The organism is Streptomyces sp. NPDC002055 (genome assembly GCF_040296705.1).
Lineage (GTDB): Bacteria > Actinomycetota > Actinomycetes > Streptomycetales > Streptomycetaceae > Streptomyces.
Map to the genome: position 1 here is coordinate 1 of NZ_JBEOXS010000089.1, position 22,780 is coordinate 22,780.

At 72.4% G+C, this 22,780-nt stretch carries 24 protein-coding genes; 14 read left to right on the forward strand and 10 right to left on the reverse strand.

Annotated features, from left to right (window positions below; all coding sequences use genetic code 11):
• Positions 1-135 precede the first annotated feature (135 nt).
• Entirely contained in the window at positions 136-525 is a 390-nt protein-coding gene (locus ABT112_RS32435; RefSeq protein WP_351515385.1) for a hypothetical protein, read from the forward strand.
• Between the two features lie 178 nt (positions 526-703).
• On the opposite strand, the gene ABT112_RS32440 is transcribed toward ABT112_RS32435, so the two are convergent.
• Positions 704-1,393: a FadR/GntR family transcriptional regulator gene (locus ABT112_RS32440; RefSeq protein ID WP_351515386.1), complete on the reverse strand. Its 690-nt coding sequence runs from the start codon at positions 1,391-1,393 to the stop codon at positions 704-706.
• Positions 1,394-1,565: 172 nt separating this feature from the next.
• Here ABT112_RS32440 and ABT112_RS32445 point away from each other — a divergent pair, with 172 nt between their 5' ends.
• The 4 genes from ABT112_RS32445 to ABT112_RS32460 all read left to right on the forward strand — a co-directional run bounded on the left by ABT112_RS32445 (position 1,566) and on the right by ABT112_RS32460 (position 4,622).
• On the forward strand, positions 1,566-2,897 hold the full coding sequence (locus tag ABT112_RS32445; protein ID WP_351515387.1) for a CynX/NimT family MFS transporter: 1,332 nt from the start codon (positions 1,566-1,568) through the stop codon (positions 2,895-2,897).
• A gap of 219 nt (positions 2,898-3,116) precedes the next feature.
• Entirely contained in the window at positions 3,117-3,233 is a 117-nt protein-coding gene (locus tag ABT112_RS32450; protein WP_351515388.1) for an SGM_5486 family transporter-associated protein, read from the forward strand.
• 527 nt (positions 3,234-3,760) lie between these two features.
• A complete protein-coding gene (locus tag ABT112_RS32455) occupies positions 3,761-3,904 on the forward strand; it encodes a hypothetical protein (protein ID WP_351515389.1) in 144 nt (47 codons plus the stop codon).
• A gap of 166 nt (positions 3,905-4,070) precedes the next feature.
• Positions 4,071-4,622, forward strand: coding sequence for a SixA phosphatase family protein (locus ABT112_RS32460; protein WP_351515390.1), 552 nt, complete (start codon positions 4,071-4,073; stop codon positions 4,620-4,622).
• Positions 4,623-4,785: 163 nt separating this feature from the next.
• On the opposite strand, the gene serB is transcribed toward ABT112_RS32460, so the two are convergent.
• On the reverse strand, positions 4,786-6,027 hold the full coding sequence (gene serB / locus ABT112_RS32465; protein WP_351515391.1) for a phosphoserine phosphatase SerB: 1,242 nt from the start codon (positions 6,025-6,027) through the stop codon (positions 4,786-4,788).
• A 478-nt stretch (positions 6,028-6,505) separates the two neighbouring features.
• Between serB and ABT112_RS32470 the strand changes: the two genes are divergently transcribed.
• Positions 6,506-9,124, forward strand: a complete 2,619-nt coding sequence (locus ABT112_RS32470; protein WP_502975516.1) for an ABC transporter ATP-binding protein/permease — start codon at positions 6,506-6,508, stop codon at positions 9,122-9,124.
• A gap of 148 nt (positions 9,125-9,272) precedes the next feature.
• Here ABT112_RS32470 and ABT112_RS32475 read toward each other — a convergent pair whose 3' ends face one another.
• The 4 genes from ABT112_RS32475 to ABT112_RS32490 form a co-directional block, all read right to left on the reverse strand.
• Positions 9,273-10,031 carry a transglycosylase SLT domain-containing protein gene (locus ABT112_RS32475; RefSeq protein WP_351515393.1) on the reverse strand — a complete coding sequence of 253 codons (759 nt, stop codon included), beginning with the start codon at positions 10,029-10,031 and terminating at the stop codon, positions 9,273-9,275.
• A gap of 553 nt (positions 10,032-10,584) precedes the next feature.
• The gene (locus ABT112_RS32480; RefSeq protein WP_351515394.1) at positions 10,585-10,926 is read right to left on the reverse strand and encodes an S-adenosylmethionine:tRNA ribosyltransferase-isomerase; all 342 of its coding nucleotides are present in this window, start codon (positions 10,924-10,926) and stop codon (positions 10,585-10,587) included.
• A 16-nt stretch (positions 10,927-10,942) separates the two neighbouring features.
• Positions 10,943-11,887, reverse strand: coding sequence for an S-adenosylmethionine:tRNA ribosyltransferase-isomerase (locus ABT112_RS32485; protein WP_351515395.1), 945 nt, complete (start codon positions 11,885-11,887; stop codon positions 10,943-10,945).
• Positions 11,884-12,582: an SDR family NAD(P)-dependent oxidoreductase gene (locus tag ABT112_RS32490; RefSeq protein ID WP_351515396.1), complete on the reverse strand. Its 699-nt coding sequence runs from the start codon at positions 12,580-12,582 to the stop codon at positions 11,884-11,886. The genes ABT112_RS32485 and ABT112_RS32490 overlap by 4 nt, the downstream gene beginning before the upstream one ends.
• Before the next feature lie 389 nt (positions 12,583-12,971).
• Between ABT112_RS32490 and ABT112_RS32495 the strand changes: the two genes are divergently transcribed.
• The 3 genes from ABT112_RS32495 to ABT112_RS32505 all read left to right on the forward strand — a co-directional run bounded on the left by ABT112_RS32495 (position 12,972) and on the right by ABT112_RS32505 (position 15,157).
• Positions 12,972-14,123, forward strand: coding sequence for a GAF domain-containing sensor histidine kinase (locus ABT112_RS32495; RefSeq protein ID WP_351515397.1), 1,152 nt, complete (start codon positions 12,972-12,974; stop codon positions 14,121-14,123).
• Positions 14,116-14,766 carry a response regulator gene (locus tag ABT112_RS32500; protein ID WP_351515398.1) on the forward strand — a complete coding sequence of 217 codons (651 nt, stop codon included), beginning with the start codon at positions 14,116-14,118 and terminating at the stop codon, positions 14,764-14,766. The genes ABT112_RS32495 and ABT112_RS32500 overlap by 8 nt, the downstream gene beginning before the upstream one ends.
• A gap of 145 nt (positions 14,767-14,911) precedes the next feature.
• The gene (locus ABT112_RS32505) at positions 14,912-15,157 is read left to right on the forward strand and encodes a chaplin (RefSeq protein ID WP_351515399.1); all 246 of its coding nucleotides are present in this window, start codon (positions 14,912-14,914) and stop codon (positions 15,155-15,157) included.
• 252 nt (positions 15,158-15,409) lie between these two features.
• Here the strand turns inward: ABT112_RS32505 and ABT112_RS32510 are convergent, their stop codons facing one another.
• Positions 15,410-16,222: an Rv1486c family protein gene (locus ABT112_RS32510; RefSeq protein WP_351515400.1), complete on the reverse strand. Its 813-nt coding sequence runs from the start codon at positions 16,220-16,222 to the stop codon at positions 15,410-15,412.
• A gap of 111 nt (positions 16,223-16,333) precedes the next feature.
• Here ABT112_RS32510 and ABT112_RS32515 point away from each other — a divergent pair, with 111 nt between their 5' ends.
• The 4 genes from ABT112_RS32515 (at position 16,334) to ABT112_RS32530 (ending at position 19,587) form a co-directional block, all read left to right on the forward strand.
• Positions 16,334-17,125: an ABC transporter ATP-binding protein gene (locus ABT112_RS32515; protein ID WP_351515401.1), complete on the forward strand. Its 792-nt coding sequence runs from the start codon at positions 16,334-16,336 to the stop codon at positions 17,123-17,125.
• 177 nt (positions 17,126-17,302) lie between these two features.
• Positions 17,303-17,713, forward strand: coding sequence for an NfeD family protein (locus ABT112_RS32520; RefSeq protein ID WP_351515408.1), 411 nt, complete (start codon positions 17,303-17,305; stop codon positions 17,711-17,713).
• A gap of 92 nt (positions 17,714-17,805) precedes the next feature.
• Positions 17,806-18,759, forward strand: a complete 954-nt coding sequence (locus tag ABT112_RS32525; RefSeq protein ID WP_351515402.1) for an SPFH domain-containing protein — start codon at positions 17,806-17,808, stop codon at positions 18,757-18,759.
• Positions 18,760-18,819: 60 nt separating this feature from the next.
• Positions 18,820-19,587: a sulfite exporter TauE/SafE family protein gene (locus ABT112_RS32530; RefSeq protein WP_351515403.1), complete on the forward strand. Its 768-nt coding sequence runs from the start codon at positions 18,820-18,822 to the stop codon at positions 19,585-19,587.
• A 69-nt stretch (positions 19,588-19,656) separates the two neighbouring features.
• Here ABT112_RS32530 and ABT112_RS32535 read toward each other — a convergent pair whose 3' ends face one another.
• The 3 genes from ABT112_RS32535 to ABT112_RS32545 form a co-directional block, all read right to left on the reverse strand.
• The gene (locus tag ABT112_RS32535) at positions 19,657-20,160 is read right to left on the reverse strand and encodes an HNH endonuclease (protein WP_351515404.1); all 504 of its coding nucleotides are present in this window, start codon (positions 20,158-20,160) and stop codon (positions 19,657-19,659) included.
• A 211-nt stretch (positions 20,161-20,371) separates the two neighbouring features.
• Positions 20,372-20,911, reverse strand: coding sequence for a YbhB/YbcL family Raf kinase inhibitor-like protein (locus ABT112_RS32540; protein WP_351515405.1), 540 nt, complete (start codon positions 20,909-20,911; stop codon positions 20,372-20,374).
• A gap of 88 nt (positions 20,912-20,999) precedes the next feature.
• A complete protein-coding gene (locus tag ABT112_RS32545) occupies positions 21,000-21,782 on the reverse strand; it encodes a sporulation protein (protein WP_351515406.1) in 783 nt (260 codons plus the stop codon).
• A 150-nt stretch (positions 21,783-21,932) separates the two neighbouring features.
• Here ABT112_RS32545 and ABT112_RS32550 point away from each other — a divergent pair, with 150 nt between their 5' ends.
• The gene (locus ABT112_RS32550; RefSeq protein WP_351515407.1) at positions 21,933-22,574 is read left to right on the forward strand and encodes a DNA-3-methyladenine glycosylase; all 642 of its coding nucleotides are present in this window, start codon (positions 21,933-21,935) and stop codon (positions 22,572-22,574) included.
• Positions 22,575-22,780 lie beyond the last annotated feature (206 nt).

The window sequence follows — 22,780 nt, forward strand, 5'->3', positions numbered from 1 at the left end:
CGCGCGGGCCGGGGCGTCGCCCGTTCGGCCCAGTACCCCGGGCGCCGCTCCCCGGCGCCGGGGACCCTGGTGAGGTACGACCCCTTGTGGTGCAGCCGCGGTGTCCCCGCAGTACGGCCGAGGAGGTCCCCCGAAGTGCGTGTTCTCCGTCGTGCCGCCGCAGCGGTGCTGGTGCTCTCCGCAGCTGTGATCTCCCCGTCGTCCGCCGCCGCCATCGCGGCCCCGGACGCCGGTGCCTCCCGTACGCCCCGTCCGGTGCGCCCGGACCCCGGCCGCGAGCCCTGGCCGCCGTACCGCGCGGAGTGCCGGACCCGGGTCGAGGGGTCGCGGGCCGTGGTGGCCTGCCACAACCCTTACCCGGAGAGCGACCTGGTCCAGCTGCACATCGAGTGCGACCGGTGGTGGGACCCGGATGTGGACGGCAAGCCGGTGGACGTCGGCCCGGCCAGGACCGTCGAGCTGACGGACCGCTGCTGGACGGACATACGCGCCGTCTGGGTCACGCACACCCCGGCACCACTGTGACGGCGGGCGGCCCCTCGGAGCCTGAACCGGGGCACGGCGGGGTCCGGGGCGCCGGGGGCCGGGACATGGGCGGCACGGTGGCCGGGGCCGTCCGCGACGGGCACCGGGCGAGCGCTCCCCGGGGCCGGGCGCTTCCGGGGCCGGCGGCACGGGCCCTCCCCGACCGGTCCCCGTGACGTCAGCGGCCGTCGGCCGTCATCCGCTCGCGGTGGCACGCCAGGGCGTACCCCGCGGCCTCCGCGCCCGCCGCGTCGGCGTCACCGGCACGGATGGCCTCGACCAGCCGCGTGTGCTCCATGTAGTCCTCGGGGCGCATCCCATGGGGCACGTCGCTCCGCAGCCAGTCCCGCAGGACGTCCCGCAGGTCCGCGTAGAGCGTGGTCATCACGTCGTTGTGGGAGGCCGCCACCACCGCCAGGTGCAGGGTCGCGTCGGCCTCCACGAAGGCTTCGATGTCGCCCGACTCCCAGGCGGCGTCGCGCCGCTCCAGCAGGACGTCGAGCTGTGCGAGGTCGCGTTCGGTACGGCGCTCCGCGGCCAGCCGGGCGGCCGACGACTCCAGCGTGCTCCGCAGCTCGGCGATGTGCCGCGGCGCGGCGTCGGCGAAGCGCCGCTGCATCACCCCGGCCAGCTCGCTCGTCGCGACCACATACGTGCCCGAGCCCTGCCGGATGTCCAGCAGCCCGTTGTGGGCGAGGGCGCGCACCGCCTCGCGGACCGTGTTCCGGGCCACCCCCAGCTGCTCGACCAGCTCGGGTTCCGTGGGGATGCGGGAGCCGACGGGCCACTCGCCGGAGGCGATCTGCTTCCGCAGCTCGGTGATCACCTGGTCGACGAGCGCGGAACGCCGGGGGCTGGTCAGCGGCATGGCTCTCCAGAACGGTCGGGTCGGTCGGATCTGTGGGTCGGGTCGAGTCTGTCGGAAGGGCCGGGGCGATGGGGGCGGTCCGGGTGAGGAGATCGCCGGGCGGGACGAGGGGAGCGGCCATGAGCCGAATCGATTGGACAGGCAATCATCCCATGATTCTATGATGGCGCATATGGCCGACGACACCTCCACCCTGAGTCCTGACCGATCCACCGCCACCGAGCCCTCCCGCCCCCAGCCGACCGACGGCCCCCAGCAGGCCGTGCCCGGCTGGCTGACCCGACTGGTCGTCGTCGGGCTGGTGCTCGCCGCCCTCAATCTCCGCCCCGCCATCACCAGCCTCGGAGCGCTCCTGGAGGAGGTCCGGGACGGCCTCGGGATGAGCGGTACGGTCGCCGGGCTCCTCACCTCGGTGCCGCCGCTGTGCTTCGCGGTCTTCGGGGTCGCGGCACCCCGGCTGGCGCGCCGCTGGGGCGCCGGCGCCGTCGTCGGCGCGGGTATGGCGGCCATCGCGACGGGCCTGCTGATCCGGCCGTTCGCGGGATCCACCGGCGGCTTCCTCGCCGCCAGCGCGCTCGCCCTCGCGGGCATAGCCGTGAGCAACGTGCTGATGCCGGCCATCGTCAAGCGCTGGTTCCCCGACCGCGTCGGCACGATGACCGGCCTCTACTCCATGGGGCTGGCCCTCGGTACCGCCCTCGCAGCCGCCGTCACCGTGCCCGTGGCCGGGGTGCTGGGGGACAGCTGGCGCATGGGGCTGGTGGTGTGGGCCTTCCCGGCCCTCCTCGCCGTCGTGCCCTGGCTGCCGCTGGTCCGCGACCGCAACCGCGGCTCGGCGGCGGACGCACCGGCTCCCGGGCAGGGCGAGGCCCCGGCTCCCGGGCGGGGTGAGGCCGGCGACGGCTCCCGCTCCGCGGGCGGCAGCATCGCCCGCAGCCGTACCGCCTGGGCCCTCGCCTGCTTCTTCGGCCTCCAGGCGACGGCCGCCTACATCACCATGGGCTGGATGCCGCAGATCTTCCGCGACGCGGGAGTCCCGGCGGCCACCTCCGGTGTCCTGCTCGCCGTGGCCATGGGGCTCGGCGTGCCCCTCTCCTTCGTCCTGCCGCGGCTCGCCGCCCGGATGCGGAACCAGGGCCTGCTGGCCATGGCTCTGGGGATCTGCGGACTCACCGGATACGCGGGCCTGTACCTCGCCCCGGCGGCCGGAGCCTGGGGCTGGGCGCTGCTCCTGGGGGTGTCCAACTGCGCGTTCCCGCTGGTCCTGACCCTGATCGGGATGCGCACCCGGACCGGGGCGGCGGTGGTGCGGCTCTCCGCCTTCGCCCAGAGCGTCGGCTACCTCATCTCCATCCCGGGGCCGCTGCTGATCGGCGTGCTCTACCAGCACAGCGGCGGCTGGGGGCTGCCCCTCGCACTGATGGCCTGCCTGATGGTGCCGCAGATCGGGCTGGGGCTGCTGGCCGGGCGGAACCGCTTCGTGGAGGACGAACTCGGCGGGTGAGCCGAACTGGGCGGGTGAGCCGAACTCGACGGCCGCCGCCCGCGACGGCCGCCGCCCGCGACGGCCGCCGCCCTCGACCGGCCGGGGCCGCCGGACGGCCCCGTGACCCGGGGACGGACCGTCCGGCGGCCCCCGGCCGCGGTCGGCGCCTCGTGGCCCGGGGCGCTCGCGGCCGGACCCGCGGGGGGAGGCCCGGGCCGGGGGTGCGAGACTGGCCGCATGCCAGTGCTGGATCCCCACCCCCAGAACAGCCAGAAGAAGCTGCTCGCCGTCCTCGGACTGATGCTCGTCATCACCGTGGTGATCGGCGTGATAGCGAGCATTGCCTCCCCCTGAGCCGTCGGCCGCGGCGAGGCCGTGAGCGGGGCGCGCCCGGCGCGTCACCCGCCGTCATCGCCTGTCTCCGTGATCGCGAGGAGCCGGCAGGCCCCGGCCCGCTGAGCGCCGCCGGGAGCGGCGGCCCCGGGAGGACGCCGCTTCCCCTAGGGGACGGGGATCAGGGGCGCATGGGTGGATCACCGGATGGGCCCGGTGGGCCGGCGTCCGTAGGTTCGAGGGACACCGCGCCGTGCGGTGGGCGCGGCCGTGGCAGGCGGCCGCGCCGTCCCACGCGACCTACGGAGGCGGGCCCCATGGCGGCGCCCACGCTGTCGTCCCGCATACGGACCGGTGCTCGTACGTGGACCGGTGCCCGGACCCGTAGCGGTGCCCGGACCCGTACCGGGCCGGGATCCCGCAACCGGAACCCGAAGCGGAACGCGACCCCGGGGGCCCCGGCCGCCGGTGCCCCCGTCCGCGGCGCCTCCCCGGCCGGGACCCGGAGGCGGAGCCCATCCGCAGGGCAGCAGCTGCCCTGGTGGGCCGTGGCGCTGCCCGCTCTCGCGTTCCTGGCCCTGCTGGCGCTTGCCCTCGGCCCGTCCGAGGCCCACGCGGCGTCCGGCCCGTCACCGGCGTTGGCCCGGATCCTGGAGCATGCCCGGATGCTTATGCCGGACAGCGCTCCGTGACCGGATCCCGGCGGTGTCCCGCTGAGGCCGTCCGCGGTGGTCGCCGGGCGAGGAGGTTCCCGGGGGTGTCCGGTGACCGTGCCTGGTGGGCGGGCAGATCACCCGTCATGGGTGAGGCTCTCAACACCCCGCGCCTCACCGCTGGTTTCATGCGAAGCTGGGACGCATGAGCGCCGCTGCAACTTCCCCGGAAGCCACCCCCGGACCCTCGGAAACCCGCAGGATCGTCCTCCTCCGCCACGCCAAGGCCGACTGGCCGGAGGTCCCCGACATCGAACGCCCGCTCGCCGAGCGCGGGCGCAAGGACGCCCCCGTCGCCGGCCGCCGGATCGCCGGGATGGGCATCAACCCCGATCTCACCCTGTGCTCGACCGCGGCCCGGACCCGCGAGACCTGGAAGCTCGTCGTGCACGAGCTGCCGCAGCGGCCCAAGACCGTTTACGAGGACCGGTTGTACGAGGCATCCCTCGGCGAGCTCATCGCCCTGCTCAACGAGACGCCCGACGATGTGAAGGACCTGATGGTCATCGGTCACAACCCCGGGATGCACGCCCTGGCCGACGCACTCGCGGGAGCGGCCGACGCGGACGCCCTGGCCCGCATGCAGCGGAAGGGCTTCCCGACCGCCGCGATAGCCGTCGTCGGCTTCAACGGCTCGTGGAAGTCGGTGGAGCACGGCGTCGGCAAGCTCCTGGACTACTGGACGCCCCACGAGTGATCCCCGGTACCGCCGAGTCGTCGGCCTTCACCCCTGACGGGCGGTGGAGGCCGACGCTCTGTGCGGGGGCGGCACCCGTACTTCCCGGGCAGCCACCAGCACATTCCCGGGCGCCCACGACTCCGTACCGGGCCGTGGAAGCCCCCTGCCGTCCCCGGACCGTTCAGTCGGCGTGCGTGTCCGCCGCCTCGACCTCTTCGCGGGTGACGCCCAGCAGGTAGAGCACCGTGTCGAGGAACGGGACGTTCACGGCGGTGTGAGCCGCCTCGCGGACGACCGGCTTGGCGTTGAACGCCACACCGAGCCCCGCAGCGTTGAGCATGTCCAGGTCATTGGCGCCGTCGCCGATCGCGACCGTCTGATCGAGCGGAACCCCGGCCTCGGCGGCGAACCGACGCAGCAGCCGCGCCTTGCCGGCCCGGTCGACCACCTCGCCGATCACCTTGCCGGTCAGCTTCCCGTCCACCACTTCCAGGGTGTTGGCGGAGGCGAAGTCGAGCCCCAGCCGCTCTTGGAGGTCGTCGGTGACCTGGGTGAATCCGCCGGACACGACGCCCACTTGGTACCCGAGGCGCTTCAGGGTGCGGATCAGCGTCCGAGCGCCCGGTGTCAGCCGGACCTCCGCACGCACCTTGTCGACGACCGACGCGTCGAGCCCCGCCAGCAACGCCACGCGGGCGTGCAGTGACTGCTCGAAGTCGAGTTCGCCGCGCATCGCGGCCGTCGTCACCTCGGCGACCTTGTCCTCGCACCCCGCGTGGGCCGCGAAGAGCTCGATCACCTCGTCCTGGATGAGGGTCGAGTCGACGTCCATCACGACCAGCCGCTGGGCCCGCCGCTGGAGGCCGGCGGCGACCACCGCGACATCGACGCCCAGCGCGGCCGCCTCGGTCGCCAGAGCGGTGCGCAGCGGCTCCGTGTCCGCACCGGACACGGCGAATTCCACGGCGGTGACCGGGTACTTCGCGAGCCGGAAGATCCGGTCGATGTTGCCGCCGGTGCCGGTGATGCGCGCCGCGATGGCGGCCGTGGACTCGGCGGTCAGCGGGTTGCCGAGCACGGTGACATGCGAACGTCCCGTCCCCCGGGGCCGGTTGTCGCCACGGCCGGAGATGATCTCGGCCTGCAGCTTGAGCGACTCGGCCCAGCTGTGCACGGTGGCCCTGAGCTCACCCTCGGTGACGCTGTCGCCCCCGCCCGCCGGGGCCGTGACCAGGGCGCAGAGCACTATGCGGCCCCGGGTGACGACCTGCTCGATGTCGATGACGTCGACGGAGTAGGCGGCGAGGGTGTCGAACAGCCCCGCGGTGATACCGGGACGGTCCTTGCCGAAGATCTTGACGAGCAGGGTGGGGGCGTCGTCTCCCGGAACCCCGGTGGCGGGTGCGTTCTGCGATGCGCTCATGGTGTACCCACCGTATCGGGGCCGCGGAGGAGGCTGCGCGCCAGTCCCGCAGTACGGGACGTGATCCGGCCCGGCGCGCGGCCCGTACGCACCGCCACGGAGGTCGCGGGGAGGTCCGGCGCGCACGGCGGGTCACCGTACGGATCCGTCGGGTGGCTGGTGGAAGGTGTGCGACATGTTCGGCGTGCTCGGGGTGCTCGGGCTGTGCGCCCCGGGCGGGGACGCCCGTGCGGGGCGCAACCGGCCCGGCGAGTGCCCGAGTGCCCGTCGAGTTGCCCGTTTGGCGATGATCCATGGATATCGCGCAGCGAATACGGCTCTCTGGGCGCCTTTCAGCGGGTCGGGGCAGACAAGGTGCCCGGTTGCCAAGGCCCGAGTTTCAGTTCGGGTGTTGAGCCTGAAATAGTTCCTGACGATGTTCACCATCCCTAGACTCCCGGGCAGGGAGTCACTCGGGGGACAACTAGTGGGGCATGGAGTGCCGGAACTCGTACTGGAATTGAACGGACGGACCTGGACGCTCGATGCGTCCAAGGCGTACAACCTCGGACGTGATCCGCAGGGCGACATGGTGATCGACGACGCCAGGGTCTCCTGGCGGCACGCCACCATCCGCTGGAGCGGACAGAGTTGGGTGATTGAGGATCACGGAAGCACGAACGGCACCTATGCACAGGGCCGGCGCATCCAGCAGCTGGAGCTCGGCCCCGGTTCGGTGGTGCACCTCGGCAACGCGACCGACGGTCCGCGACTGAACCTCAGCGGCGCCGCAGGGCCGGCGGGCCAGGGAGGGCAGTCCGCGTCGGCCGCGCCGCAGCAGGCCACGCCCGACTGGGTGGCGCAGGGCCTGCAGACTCAGGGACAGCAGCCCCAGCAGCATGCCCAGGCCCAGCAGGCCCAGCAGGCCCAGCAGTCCTCGGCCCAGGCCGGGTACGCCCAGGCCCCGTACGCGCAGAGCCCGCAGGGGCAGGTGCCTCCGCAGTCCGACTGGCAGCAGGCCCAGGCCGGGCCGGGGCACGCCGGGGCGGCGCAGGCCGGGCAGGGGCAGGTCCCGCAGCAGGGCGCCGGCTCCGCCGGGGCCCGACCGGCGAACGGTGACCGCAGCCCGACGTCGTTCCACCGGATCGCCGCCGGCCACGTGATGCGGATCGGCCGTGCGCTGGAGAACGAACTCGTCGTCTCCGACCTCCAGGTCTCCCGGCACCACGCGGAGTTCCGGGCCACTCCGGACGGCCGGTTCGAAATCGTCGACCTGGGCAGCCACAACGGCACCTATGTCAACGGCCAGCCGGTCCAGAGCCAGATCATCGGCCCGCAGGACATCGTCGGTGTCGGTCACTCGACATTCCGGCTCGTCGGTGACCGGCTCGAAGAATTCGTCGACACCGGTGACGTCTCTTTCTCTGCCCGCCATCTCACGGTGACGGTCGAGGGCGGCAAGCAGATTCTCAAGGACGTGTCGTTCGGCGTTCCGGAGAAATCGCTCATCGCGGTGATCGGCCCGTCCGGCTCCGGAAAGTCCACGCTGCTGCGGGCGCTGACCGGATACCGGCCGGCCGATCAGGGCGATGTCCTCTACGACAACCGAAATCTCTACACGCAGTTCGCCGAATTGCGGCAGCGTATCGGTCTGGTCCCGCAGGACGACATCCTGCACAAGGAGTTGACGGTCCGCACCGCGCTCAAGTACGCGGCCAAACTCCGTTTCCCCGGCGACACCGCGGAGGCCGAGCGCGAGGCCCGTATCGACGAGGTGCTGCGGGAACTCAAGCTCGACATCCACAAGGACAAGAAGGTCACCTCGCTCTCCGGAGGCCAGCGCAAGCGGGTTTCCGTGGCGCTGGAGCTGCTGACCAAGCCGTCGCTGATATTCCTGGACGAGCCGACCTCCGGCCTCGACCCGGGCATGGACCGCGACGTCATGCAGCTGCTCCGCGGCCTGGCCGACGACGGCCGTACGGTCCTGGTGGTCACCCACTCCGTGGCCGAGCTGGCGATCTGCGACAAGCTGCTGGTCATGGCGCCCGGCGGCTCCGTGGCCTACTTCGGCCCGCCGGAGGAGGCACTCAACTTCTTCGGCTACCCGACCTGGGCGGATGTCTTCTCGGCCTTCGAGAACTTCCGCGACTACGACTGGACGGGCCGCTGGCGCGGCTCGCAGCACTACCAGATGTACGCCGCGGACCTCGACGCCGTCGCGCCCCAGACCTCGCAGGTGCAGCCGCAGCAGACCCGTCCGCCCAAACCGCAGAGCTGGGGATCCCAGCTGTGGACGCTGATCCGGCGCTATGTGTCGGTGATCGCCTCCGACAAGGGCTTCATCGGGCTGATGGTGCTGCTGCCCGCCATCCTCGGCGGGGTGAGCGTGGTGATCCCGGCGAAACACGGGCTCACCTTCCCGACGCCCCCCGACCGCTTCAACAGCGGCGCGGGCATGATCATGATGATCCTGGTCGTCGGGATGTGCTTCTCCGGAGCGGCCAACTCCGTCCGGGAACTCATCAAGGAACGGGTGATCTACGAGCGGGAACGCGCCGTCGGGCTGTCCCGGTCCGCGTATCTGATGTCCAAGGTGATCGTGCTCGGCGTGACCACGGCGTTCCAGGCGGTCATCATCTGCGCGATCGGATTCTCGGTGCGCAAGCTCCCGGAGGAGGGAGTGGTGTTCGGCCCACCGGCGGTCGAACTGTGCCTGTCGGTGATCGCGATCGGCTTCACCTCGATGATGTTCGGCCTGGTCATCTCCGCGCTGGTGAAGACCGCCGAGAAGACCATGCCGCTGCTGGTCATGTTCGCCATCGTCCAGCTGGTCTTCACCGGAGTGCTGTTCCAGATCTTCGGCAAGCCGGGGCTGGAGCAGTTCGCCTGGCTCATGCCGTCCCGCTGGGCGGTCGGGGCCGCCGGCGCCACGCTGGACCTCTCGCGCCTCATGCCGCCGTGGGACCCGCAGAACCCCACCGACCTCGACCCGCTCTGGGACCACTCCGCGGCCCAGTGGGGCATCGACATGACCCTGCTGATCGCGCTCGGTGTCGGCTGCTGCTTCCTCGTGGCGCGGCTGCTGCGCCGCCACGAGCCGGAGGTCATGCGCAAGTAACGGCACACATCCGGGCCGATGCTGCCGGGCTCCGGACGTGCCGAAGGGCGGCGGCAACCCTCAGGGGTTGCCGCCGCCCTCGTGCATGCGACGCTCCGCGTTCTGGAATCGCGGTGGTGCGTGGCGTCGGCCGTACGGGCCGGACGGATCAGTACGCGGAGTCCACGTTGTCCATCGAGCCGTACCGGTCGGCGGCGTAGTTGCACGCGGCAACGATGTTGGCGACCGGGTCGTACTGCGAGTTCTTGGTGCCCGCGACGTGGTACTCGTCGAAGGTCGGCTTGATCACCTGCAGCAGACCGATGGACGGAACGCCGTTCTGGGCGTTGATGTCCCAGTTGTTGATCGCGTTCGGGTCACCGCCGGACTCACGGATGATGTTGCGGTGAATGCCGTCGTACGAGCCAGGGATGTCGTTCTTCTTCATGATGTCCATGGCCTCGCGGATCCACCCGTCGAGGTTGTTCGGGTACTGCTTGGGGGCGACGGCCGCGCGCGCCTTGGACCGGTTCGCGGCCTCCTTGGCGGCACGCTCCTTGGCGGCCTTGGCCTTGGCAGCCTTCTCCTTGGCCTCGGCGGCGAACTGAGCCTTCTTCTTGGCCTGCTCCGCGGCGGCCTTCTTCTGCCGCTCGGCCTCGGCCTTGGCCTTGGCGGCCTGGGCCTTCTTGGCGGCCTCGGCGGACTGCTGGGTCAGGCTGTCCTTCTCGATCTTGCCGACACTACCGGCGTGCTGCTCCGCGACGGGCTTCGCGGAGAGCGCCTGGGCCTTGGGCGCCTGCTCGGCCTCGGCGGAACCGGGTACGACCGCGAAGGCCAGGGCCGCGGCGCCCGCTGCGGCGACACCCGCGGCGGAGAGACGGTGGGTCTTGGTCAGACGGCGATAACCAGAAAACGTGGGGACGGGCATGCGTGGGACCTCTTCCAATAGCTGGTGTCGCAGAGGCCGGTTCGGTGTCGGCAGCGGGTGATCCCTGAGCGGCAGGGATTCGCTCGCCGTCCGGCAGAAAGCGCCGCCTTCGATCTGCGGCGCCGTGCGACGGGAGCAATTCTTAGCGGGCCCAAAATGCCGTGGCAATCATGTGACGTACTACCGGGAGTCGTTGAAACGGGGGTTCCCCGAACGCATTCCAGCGGGTTCCGTCACCGCTCACCCGACCTTTATGCATCCACTAAGAGAGGTCGTAAGTGATGTGCGTCCTATGCCCGGGCTCACATTCAGCCCGGGTGGATTTCACCGGACGAATCCGCGGTGGCACCCAGCGTCGCCGATTTCCTCGTTCCGCCGTGACCGGGCGGCCGGCGGCCATGGCGGCCCGATTCCGGGCCCGATTCAGGGCCGTCCCCGGCCCGTTCAACGGGACCGGTCCCCGCCCGTAGGCGCACGGAAGGCCCGACAGAAGGCCGGATGGTCTTCCGCGGGCCGTTCCGGTGGACCGGGAAAGTTGCCCCGGGCCTGTTTATCAGCCGGGGAGCATCAGATGCACATCGCCGAATTCGTGCCACAGATAGCGGTGGGCCAGCGCCGCTTCATAGCTGCGGCGCAGCACCTCCCGGCCCGCGACGGCCTCCAGCATCAGCAGATGCGAGGCCTCCGGTTCGTGCAGCCCGCTCAGCAGGCCGTCGACGGCCCGGACTCCGCGCCGCGGGGTGACGACCAGATCCGTCCAGCCGGCGGCGGGGCGCACCACACCCGACGGCGAGGCCGCCGACTCCAGGGCCCGCACCGCCGTCGTGCCCACCGCCACGATCCGGCCACCGCCCGCCCGCGCCGCGTTGACCAGCCAGGCCGTGGACTCCGGCACGGCGAAGCGCTCCGGGTTACGGCGGCTCGTGGGACTCCGTCGAGGCCACCCCCGTGTGCAGCGTGACCGGAGCGAACTGCACACCCCGGCTGACCAGCTCGGCCACCATCGCGGCGGTGAAGGGCCGGGCGGCGCTCGGCATCTCCGCCGAACCGTCCCCGTCGGGCGAGGGCGCGGCGAAGACCGTCTGGTGGGCGGCGAGCGGCTGGTCCCGCTCGGTGTAGCGGTACCGGATGGGCCGCCCGTACCGGTGCAGCAGGGCCGGCACCCCCGTGACCGGCCCTGAAGCCCCACCCCCGGAGCCCGCGCCCTCGGCCCCCGGGCCGGCGCCCGTGCCCGTACCGAAGCCCGCCGGCCCGCCGGACCCCGAGCCGGGACCCGCTCCCGCCTGTACGCCGGAGCCCCCGCGCACGCCGGAGCCCGCGCCCGGACCGGGAACAGGCACCCCCGCGTCCCCCGGCGCCGGCTGCCCGCCCCCGGCCCCCGGGGGCAGCAGCGTGGCCCACCACAGCCGGGAGCCCGGCCCGTTCAACGGCTCCTCGACCCGGAGCAGCGCCCCGCCCGGCAGCCGGACGAGAGCGCCCCGCGGCCCCACGGCCCGCGGCAGTGTGCTCCCCCTGCCGTCCGGGCTCCGCAGCTCCACCGACCAGCACTCCCCGTCCGGCCCGGATCCCGGGCGGTCCGGGCCGCCATGGGTCGAGAAGTGCACCACCACCGGCTCACCCCGGCCGTCCCCGAGCCGCCCGTCGACCGCCGCGGGCAGCGTCCGCGAGGTGTTCACCACCAGGACGTCCCCGGCGCCCAGCAGCTCCGGCAGGTCCCGGAACCACCGGTGCGACAGCTCCGCGCCCCGCCCGGCCAGCAGCCGCACCGAGTCCCGGCCGAGCCCCGGGCCGCGCTGCTCGGCGGGGACCCGGGCCAACAGCTCCTCGGGCACCCGCAGCGCCTCGAACACGGTCATCGGAGCGCCGCCTGCAGCGCGGGTACGGAGTACCGGCCGCTCGGCGCCGCCCCGTCGATCAGCCCGAGAAGGGCCGGGACCGCGCTCTCCGGCAGCGGACGGCCGGAGGAGTCGTCCTCCGGGACGGCCGCTGTGTAGAGGTCCGTCCGCAGGTCCCCGGGGTCCACCCACCACACCCGCAGCCCCGGCTCCTCCTGCGCCAGCACCGCCGACAGCTGGTCCAGCGCCGCCTTCGACGCCCCGTAGCCGCCCCAGGTGGGATACGCCTCCACCGCCGCGTCCGAGCTGACGGACAGCACGCTGCCGCCGCACTCCCGCAGCAGCACGAGCGCCTCCTGCACCAGGGCCAGCGGCGCCACCGCATTCGTCTCCAGCGCCGCCCGCAGGCCCGCCACCGGCAGCGCGTCCAGCCGGACCAGCGGCTCGGACCCCAGCGCACTCGCGTTGTTGACCAGCAGATCCAGGCCGCCCAGCGCCCGCGCCGCCGCCACCAGATCCGCCCGGTGCGCGGCGTCCGTCACATCCCCCGGCAGAGCCGTCACCCGGCTCCCGCCGGCCCAGATGTCCTCCGCGGCCGACCGCAGCGGCCCCGCGGACCGCGCGTCCAGCACCAGATCCCAGCCGCGCCCGGCGAGCGCCGCCGCCAGCGCGCGGCCCAGCCCCTTCGACGCACCTGTGATGATCGCAACCGGCATACGCCCCATCCCCTTCGCCGTGCCGCCGCCCTCGTGGGCGGACCGTGCACTCACCGTAGGAACGCCGCCGCGCCCGGCACCTCGGCCACGGGGCGGGACCGCTCAAGGGCCTTCGGCCTAGGTCTGTGAGCCCCGGGGCGCCGCCCCCTCGGCGGGCGCAGCGGCGGTGTGGGGTGCCGGCGACAGCCGGACGGAGCGGGGAGGACGGGAACGGGGCTGCGCCGAGCCCGGCAAAGCGGCGGGCCTGCGCGCCGGACACCCTCCCGCCCGGGCGGGAGGAAACGGCGAAGACCTAGGACTTCCGGCTCTCCACCGACTCGGCCGGGGGACCGAGGCCCCTGCCTCCGCGGTCCGATCCCACCCGGCCGCCCCGCCGGTACCGTGAGCCCATGACCATCGGTTCCGCGCCCGGATCGGGACTGGCCGCGGTGAGCGCAGCGCTGCTCGCCATGAGCCGCCACCTCGAAGTACGTGATGTGCTGCACACGATCGTGGCCTCCGCACGGGAGCTGCTCGACGCCGAGTACGCCGCCCTGGGCGTCCCCGACGACCACGGCGGCTTCGCCCAGTTCGTCGTGGATGGCGTCACCGACGAGGAGTGGAAGGCGATCGGCCCGCTGCCCCGCCAGCACGGCATCCTCGCCGCCATGCTGAAGGAGGCCACCCCGCAGCGGCTGGCCGACGTCCGCACCGACCCCCGGTTCGAGGGCTGGCCCGGCGCGCACCCCGAGATGTCCGACTTCCTCGGCCTGCCGGTCGCCGACGGCGACGAGGTGCTCGGGGCGCTGTTCCTGGCGAACAAGCGGTGCCCCAAGCCGGAGGGGGGCTGCGGCTTCACCGAGGACGACGAGGCGCTGCTCGGCATCCTCGCCCAGCACGCCGCCATCGCCCTCACCAACGCCCGCCTGTACGAGCGCAGCCGGGAACTCACCATCGCCGGCGAGCGCGCCCGGCTGGCACACGAGCTCCACGACGCCGTCGCCCAGAAGCTCTTCTCGCTCCGCCTCACCGCGCAGGCCGCGGCGGCCCTGGTGGACCGCGACCCGGCCCGTGCCAAGGGGGAGCTCCAGCAGGTCGCGGACCTTGCGGCGGAGGCGGCCGACGAACTGCGCGCCGCCGTGGTCGAGCTGCGCCCCGCCGCCCTGGACGAGGACGGCCTGGTGGCCACCCTGCGCACCCAGGTGCAGGTGCTCGACCGCGCCCACGCCGCCCGCGTCACCTTCGCGGCCCAGAGCGTACGGGCGCTCCCCGCGGCCCAGGAGGAGGCGGTGCTCCGGGTGGCCCAGGAGGCGCTGCACAACGCGCTGCGGCACTCGGCCGCCGACGAGGTCGCGGTCTCCCTCGCCCGGCACGGCCAGGGCGCCGTCCTGCGGGTCGCCGACGACGGCCGGGGCTTCGACCCCTCCGCGGTGCGCCGCGCCGGACGCCACCTCGGCCTGGTGTCGATGCGCGACCGGGCGAGCGGTGTCGGCGGCGGACTGACGGTGGAGTCGGAGCCCGGACGGGGCACCGTGATCGAGATGGAGGTGCCCGGTGGCTGAGCCCCGCCGCAGCATTCGTGTGCTGCTCGTCGACGACCACCAGGTCGTCCGCCGTGGTCTGCGCACCTTCCTGGAGGTGCAGGACGACATCGAGGTCGTGGGGGAGGCGGCCGACGGCGCGGAGGGCGTCGAGTGCGCCGAGGAACTCCGCCCCGACGTGGTGCTGATGGACGTCAAGATGCCCGGCACCGACGGCATCGAGGCCCTGCGGCAGCTCCGCGCCCGGGAGAACCCCGCCCGGGTGCTGATCGTCACCAGCTTCACCGAGCAGCGCACCGTCGTCCCCGCGCTCCGGGCCGGTGCCGCCGGCTACGTCTACAAGGACGTGGACCCCGAGGCGCTGGCCGGGGCCATCCGCTCGGTCCACGCCGGCCATGTCCTGCTCCAGCCCGAGGTGGCGGGCGCCCTGCTCTCCCAGGAGGTGGCGGGCGGCGCGCAGGGCCGCGGCAACGCGCTGACCGAGCGGGAGCGCGAAGTGCTGGCGCTGATCGCCGACGGCCGTTCCAACCGGGAGATCGCCCGCGCGCTGGTGCTGTCCGAGAAGACCGTCAAGACACATGTGTCGAACATCCTGATGAAGCTGGACCTGGCGGACCGCACCCAGGCCGCGCTGTGGGCCGTACGCCACGGCGTGAGCGGCTGACGCCAGGCCGCCCGGTTCCATGACGGACTGAGATTCATACTGTCGGGTGTAAGTAGCCCGGACGGCGCAACCCGGCGGGCATCAGGCCGTTCTCCATGGCGTGCCGCGGCGACTGGCCGCGGCAACCGCGAGGAGGGTCAAGAAAGTGAAGAACCTGAAGAAGGCAGCTGCCGTCGCCATGGTCGCGGGCGGCATCGTCGCCGCCGGCGCCGGTGTGGCCTCCGCCACCGACGGTGCGCACGCGAACGGCGAGGCCCTGCGCTCGCCGGGTGTGCTCTCGGGCAACCTGGTTCAGGCGCCGGTGCACGTCCCGGTCAATGTCTCCGGCAACTCGGTCAACGTGATCGGCGCGATGAACCCGGCGTTCGGCAACGAGGCCGTCAACCGCTGATCAGTACGCGCACGCGCGCCCGAAGGCCCCGCGGATCCGCTCCGCGGGGCCTTCCGCCGCCTGCCTTCGCGGTCCGTCCGAGGCCGTGAGCGGAGCGTGCCGGCACCAGCGACGACGTGACGCATCTCTCCACCGCTGCTCGGAGACTGCTGCTCGGGGACCCGCTGCTCGGGACCCGCAGCCTGGGGACCCGCGGCCCGGGTTGTCGCGGTGCCCCCTGAGCCTCCGGCCGGGTCGGTACCCCGCACCGGCTCAGTGCCGCTCCCGCTCCTCCACATACGCGTTGTACGCAGCGACCTGGGCCCGCCGGGCCGTCCGCTCCACCGGCCGCAGCGCCTCCGCCCGCGCCGCGATCTGCGAAGCGCTCACCGCGCTCCCGTGCTCCTGCGGACCCTGCGCACCCTGGGCGATGGTGATCAGCGCCCCCACCCGCTGCGCCAGCTCCAGCACCCGGACCGCCCGCGGCGGGTAGCCCGGCGCCAGCACCTCCCGCCCCCGCTCCGCGCGCGCCCGGTAGGCCTCCAGCGCCGCCTCCGCCACCGGACCCGACCCGGCCACGTCCAGCCGGGACAGCAGCTCCGTCGCCTCCCGCAGGGCCTCCGCGAGCTCCCGCTCGGCCTCGCCCAGCGACGGCACGTCCGCCGGCGGCGCGTCCCGTACGGGCAGGCAGTGCCACACCACCTCGCGGTGCACGTCCGCGTCGGCCGCCGCGCCCCCCGGGCCCGCCTCGTACACCTCGGGGACCAGCCCCAGCGGATGCCCGCCGGTGGCGATCACCGCCTCCTGCGCGGACAGCGCCCGCGCGTTGAAGTCCGGCGGCCCGCTCAGCCCCAGCGGATGGCCCGTCACCGGCAGCGCCACCCGCAGTCCGGTCGTCCCCAGCGCCCGCAGCCGCCCCAGCCCCAGGCTGAGCCCGACCGGGCCGTCCTCGCCCGGCAGTCCGTCGATCCGGTGCAGCGCGTCCTCCGCGACCACGCGGTGCACCGCGTCATCGGGGGAGATGAGTCCGGCCAAAAGGGCATTTCCCCATGCGGCCAGCCGTCCTGAGCGAGGTTCCGTGAGCATGGGACCAGCCTAGGGACTTGCCCCGTCGGGCGGTGGCGTAGGTTTTCCCTGGGGGCTGCGCCGACCGGGCGCACACGCGACATCCGAGACTGCATGGGAGAAAACGCGCTCATGAGCGATGTACTGGAGCTGGTGGACGTATCCGTGGTCCGCGAGGGCCGGGCTCTGGTGGACCAGGTCTCCTGGTCGGTCGCCGAAGGGGAGCGCTGGGTGATCCTCGGCCCCAACGGTGCGGGCAAGACCACCCTTCTCAACGTGGCCTCGAGCTACCTCTTCCCGACGGCAGGCTCCGCGCAGATCCTGGGGGAGAAGCTCGGCGGCGTCGACGTCTTCGAGCTCCGCCCGCGCATCGGCATGGCCGGTATCGCCATGGCCGACAAGCTTCCCCGCAGCCAGACGGTGCTGCAGACCGTCCTCACCGCCGCGTACGGCATGACCGCGCACTGGCACGAGAACTACGAGGCCGTCGACGAGCAGCGCGCCCGCGCCTTCCTCGACGTCCTCGGCATGAACGACTATCTCGACCGGAAGTTCGGCACCCTCTCCGAGGGCGAGCGCAAGCGCACCCTGATCGCCCGCGCCATGATGATCGACCCGGAGCTGCTGCTCCTCGACGAGCCCGCGGCCGGACTCGACCTCGGCGGCCGCGAGGACCTCGTCCGCCGTCTGGGCCGGCTCGCCCGCGACCCGCTCGCGCCCTCCATGATCATGGTGACCCACCACGTCGAGGAGATCCCGCCGGGCTTCACCCACGTCCTGATGATCCGTCAGGGCAAGGTGCTCGCGGCAGGCCCCGTCGAGACCGAGCTGACCTCCCGCAACCTCTCGCGCTGCTTCGGTCTGCCGCTCGTCGTCGAGCGCAACGGCCACCGCTGGACCGCCCAGGGGCTGCCGCTGTCCTGACCCGCGGCCCCCGCCGCGGTGGCCCACCGGCCGCCCGGCGGACGGCTCGTCCGAGGGCCCGGCCGCGTCGCGCGCCCCCAACCGCCGTCTTTCGGCCATGCCTTCGGTCAACGGGTCCTGAGTGACCACTGTCCGCGACGAGGCCACCACGCCTACCATGAACCCGTGGATCCATGGGTGTGGTGGCTGATCGCCGCCGTCGGACTGGGAATTCCCCTTGTGGTGACCGCGATGCCCGAGTTCGGGATGTTCGCGGTCGGAGCCGTCGCGGGCGCCGTCGTCGCCGCGCTGGGCGGCGGGACCGTGCCCCAGGTACTGGTCTTCGTACTCGTCTCCGTCGCGCTCATCGCCGTGGTGCGCCCGATCGCCGCCCGCCACCGGCATCAGCGGCCCCAACTCGCCAGCGGCGTGGACGCGTTGCGCGGCAAGCAGGCCGTCGTGCTCGAACGGGTCGACGGCAGCGGCGGCCGCATCAAGCTGGCGGGCGAGGTCTGGTCGGCCCGCACGCTCGACGGCGACCAGGTGTACGAAGTGGGCCGGCAGGTGGACGTCGTCGAGATCGACGGCGCGACAGCCGTGGTCATATGACGCTCCGCCAGGGCGGATCGGAACGGCCGACGCGGACCACCGATCTCTGACAGACTGATCATCAGGCAACCGAAGGGGTACGGAGAGCATCCATGGAACCGATCATCATCGTCCTGATCATCCTGGTGGTGCTCGTCTTCATCGCACTCATGAAGACGGTGCAGGTCATTCCGCAGGCCAGCGCCGCCATCGTGGAGCGCTTCGGCCGCTACACCCGCACCCTCAACGCGGGCCTGAACATCGTCGTCCCCTTCATCGACTCCATCCGCAACCGGATCGACCTCCGCGAGCAGGTCGTGCCGTTCCCCCCGCAGCCGGTGATCACCCAGGACAACCTGGTCGTCAACATCGACACCGTCATCTACTACCAGGTGACCGACGCCCGGGCCGCGACCTATGAGGTCGCCAGCTACATCCAGGCCATCGAGCAGCTGACCGTCACCACCCTCCGCAACATCATCGGCGGCATGGACCTCGAGCGGACCCTGACCTCCCGCGAGGAGATCAACGCCGCGCTGCGCGGAGTTCTCGACGAGGCCACCGGCAAGTGGGGCATCCGCGTCAACCGCGTCGAGCTCAAGGCGATCGAGCCGCCCACCTCCATCCAGGACTCGATGGAGAAGCAGATGCGCGCCGACCGTGACAAGCGCGCCGCGATCCTCACCGCCGAGGGCATCCGGCAGTCCCAGATCCTCACCGCCGAGGGCGAGAAGCAGTCGGCCATCCTCCGTGCCGAGGGCGAGGCCCGGGCCGCGGCCCTGCGCGCCGAGGGCGAGGCCCAGGCGATCCGGACGGTCTTCGAGTCCATCCACGCCGGTGACCCGGACCAGAAGCTGCTCTCCTACCAGTACCTCCAGATGCTGCCGAAGATCGCCGAGGGCGACGCCAACAAGCTCTGGATCGTGCCCAGCGAGATCGGCGACGCCCTCAAGGGCCTCAGCGGAGCCATCGGCAACTTCGGGCCCATGGGCGGCGGCGGTGGCGGGGGCAGCACCCCGATCACCAAGACCCCTGGTCCGCGCCGTGAGCAGCCCCCGATCGACTGACGCCTCCGGCCCTCGGGCATGATCGGTGCAGCGGGCACCGATCACGAGTGAGGGAGCAGCGTGGGCATCTGGGAGGCAGTCGCCGTCTTCGTGGCGGGCATCGGCGCCGGCACGATCAACACCGTGGTCGGCTCCGGCACGCTCATCACCTTCCCGGTGCTGCTGGCCACAGGACTGCCGCCGATCACCGCGAACGTCTCCAACACCCTCGGCCTGGTCCCCGGCGCCATCAGCGGCGCCATCGGCTACCGGCGTGAACTGAGCGGCCAGCGGCAACGCGTCCTCCGCCTCGGCGGAACCGCCCTCATCGGCGGACTCACCGGCGCCGCCCTGCTGATCACCCTGCCCTCGGCGGCGTTCGACGCGATCGTGCCGGCACTGATCGCCATCGCCCTCGTCCTGGTCGTCCTCCAGCCCCGGCTCTCCCGCGCCGTCCAGCGGCACCGGGAGCAGAACGGAACGGACGCCCACCCCGACGGCGGCCCCGTCCTCCTCGTCGGCCTGCTCCTGGCGAGCATGTACGGGGGCTACTTCGGAGCCGCCCAGGGGGTCCTCTACCTCTCCCTGATGGGCCTGCTGCTCCACGAGGACCTGCAGCGCATCAACGCCGTCAAGAACATCCTCGCCGTGATCGTCAACGGCGTCGCCGCCGTCTTCTTCCTCTTCGTCGCCGACTTCGACTGGTACGCCGTGCTGCTCATCGCCGTCGGGTCGGCTGTCGGCGGCCAGATCGGCGCCAAGGTCGGCCGACGGCTCCCCCCGACCGTGCTGCGCGGGGTCATCGTCGCCGTCGGCGTCGCCGCGATCGCCCAGCTGCTGCTCGGCTGAACAGCAACCGGACGATCCCGGCGGCCGGGCCGGCCCCGATCAGGCCGACCTCGATCAGGCCGACCTCGATCAGGCCGGCAGGGGCAGCCACTCCGGCAGGGCCTCCCGGCCCGAGACGCCCAGTGCCAGCAGCAGTGCGTCCGAGGGCGTCGGCTCGAACGGCTTGCCGAGCAGCCGCATCCCCGCCTGCTCCGGCGTCCGGTCGGCCTTGCGGTGATTGTCCTCGGCGCAGGCCGCCACCGTGTTCAGCCAGGTGTCGCCGCCCCCGTGCGAACGCGGCACCACGTGGTCCACGGTCGTCGCCCGGCGCCCGCAGTACGCGCACCGGTGCCGGTCCCGCACCAGGACCCCGCGCCGCGACCACGGCGCCCGTCTTCGGAACGGCACCCGGACGTACCGGCACAGCCTGATCACCTGCGGCACCGGCAGATCGACCGCCGCGGCCCGGATCCGCAGCCCGGGATGGGCCTGCTCCACCACGGCCTTGTCCTGCATCACCAGCACCACGGCCCGTCGCAGCGTCACCGTCGACAGCGGCTCGAAGCTCGCATTCAGCACCAGGGTCTCGCGCATCCCGGCCCACCCTCCCGGCAGTCGTCCATGTGCCGCTCCGCGGCGCCGCCCCCCGCTCGGCGGGCTGGATCAACTCTGGCCGGACGCCCCGGTCGGGACAACGCAATTTCCTGTACGGCGGGCGACGGCGCGGTGAAAAGACGACTGCCCCGGCCACCGGAGAGGTGGCCGGGGCAGCAACGGCGTGCCGAAGCGGAAGCGGATCCGGTGCTCAGCTCCCCGCCGGGGCGCCGTACTCACCGATCAGCTGGGCCCGCCCCAGGGTGTGGAACCGGAGGTTGAAGCCCACGGCGGCCGGAGAGGCGTCCGCGTCCGGCCCCAGCTTCTCCGTGTCCACGGCGTACACGGTGAAGACGTAGCGGTGGGCCGGGTCCCCGGGCGGCGGCGCCGCACCGCCGAACTCCTTGGTGCCGAAGTCGTTCCGCGCGTGCACGACGCCCCGGGGCAGTCCCTCGAACGTGCCGCCGGCCGCCCCTGCGGGGAGTTCGGTGACCGTCGCGGGGATGTCGAACAGCACCCAGTGCCAGAACCCGCTGCCCGTCGGGGCGTCCGGGTCGAAGCACGTCACCGCGAAGCTCCTGGTCTCCGCGGGGAAGCCCTCCCACCTCAGGTGCGGCGAGGTGTTCCCACCCGCGTGCAGCTGGGTGTCGCTCAGCGTGGCCCCTGGCGCGATGTCCTCGCTCACCACGGTGAACGAGGGCACCGACGGGTGGAAGTCATGCGGAAGCGGCGGCCTCTTGAGCTCGGTCACGTCAAACCTCCTGCTCGGTGGATCTTGCCCTCCGAGCCTAGGGGCTGTCGTCGAACCCCCACGGGCGCCGGGAGTCCGACGTCAGAGCCTAGAACCAGTTGCGACGGCCGCCGACCTCGGCGAGCCACTGGTTGAGGTACGCGGCCCAGTCGGTCTCCTGGAAGGAGTGGAGACCGACGGTGAACGCCCGGTACGAGTCGCTGCCCTCGGTGAACAGGCCCGGCTTCTTGTCCATCTCCAGGATGACGTCCATCTCGCGGTCGTCCGCGACGAAGGTCAGCTCGACCTGGTTCAGCCCCCGGTACTGCTGCGGCGCGAAGAACTCGATCTCCTGGTAGAACGGCAGCCGCTGTCGCGTCCCGCGGATGTGACCGCGCTCCAGGTCCGCGCTCTTGAAGCGGAAGCCGAGGGCGCCGAACGCGTCCAGGATCGCCTGCTGCGCCGGAAGCGGGTGCACATGGACGGGGTCGAGGTCGCCCGAGTCGACGGCGCGCGCGATCTGCAGCTCGGTGGTGACGCCGACGTTCATCCCCGTCAGATGACGGCCGAGGAACGTCGTCACCGGGGTCTCCCACGGGATCTCCAGCCCGAACGGCACCGCGTGCACGGCCCCCGGCTGCACCTCGAACGCCCCGCCCAGCTGCTGCCGGTGGAACTCGATGTCCTGCTTGAACTCGTTGTCGCCGCTCTCCACCTCGACCCGGGCCTGGAGCCCGACCGTCAGGCCCTCGATCTGCTGGGCCACCGAACCGCCCTGGATCCGGACCTCGCCCTGGACGACTCCGCCCGGCACGACGTTCTCCTCGGTGAGCACCGTCTCCACCGACGCCCCGCCGGCACCCAGACTCGCCAGCAGCTTCTTGAAGCCCATGTTCTTCCTCCCAGGCAGAGCCTGATTCTCGCGTGATCTCTCCGTACATACGCGGAACGGCCGTCGCTGGTTCCGCGCCCCTCAGCCTTCCAAGCGGAAGGTCGCATGACCAGCGGCCGGGCCGTACGCGTTCAACTACGCTCGGAGTCCATGCCGCACCGTACGCCGCTCACCCACGACTTCTTCGACCGGCCCGTCCTGGAGGTCGCCCCCGACCTCCTCGGCCGGACCCTCGTCCGCACGACCCCCGACGGCCCGATCGAACTGCGGCTGACGGAAGTCGAGGCGTACAACGGCTCGACGGACCCCGGCTCCCACGCCTACCGCGGTCGCACCGAGCGAAACGCCTCGATGTTCGGTCCGCCCGGCCATGCGTACGTCTACTTCATCTATGGGATGTGGTTCAGCCTCAACCTCGTCTGCGGTCCGGTGGGCACCGCGAGCGGGGTGCTCCTCCGGGCGGGTGAGATCACCACGGGCGCCGAACTGGCCCAGAAGCGCCGCCCCGCAGCCCGCAAGGAGAACGAACTGGCGAAAGGGCCCGCCCGCCTGGCCACGGCCCTCGATGTGGACCGCGGCCTCAACGGCTTCGACATCTGCGCCGGCCCGGACGCTCCCCTCGGGGTACTGACCGGCGCACCCGCCCTCGCGGGCCGGGTGCGCAACGGCCCCCGGACGGGCGTCGGCGGCGAAGGCGCCACCCACCCCTGGCGGTTCTGGATCGAGGGCGACCCGACGGTGAGCCCCTACCGGGCCCACGCACCACGCCGCCGACGCCCGAGCGAGGCTTGACTCCGGGTGAACGACCGCCTAACGTAGCCCGAGCCGCTTGAACGGGCAGCGCTTCGGGAAGGCCGTACGGCCACCCCGGACCACCCGCAAGCGGCACAACCATCACTACGGCGATCTCCCAGCGGGGACGATTTCGGCATGCCGGAATCAGATCCGAATGGCTCGATTATGAGCCGCCCGGGAAATCCGCTAAAGTAGTGGACACG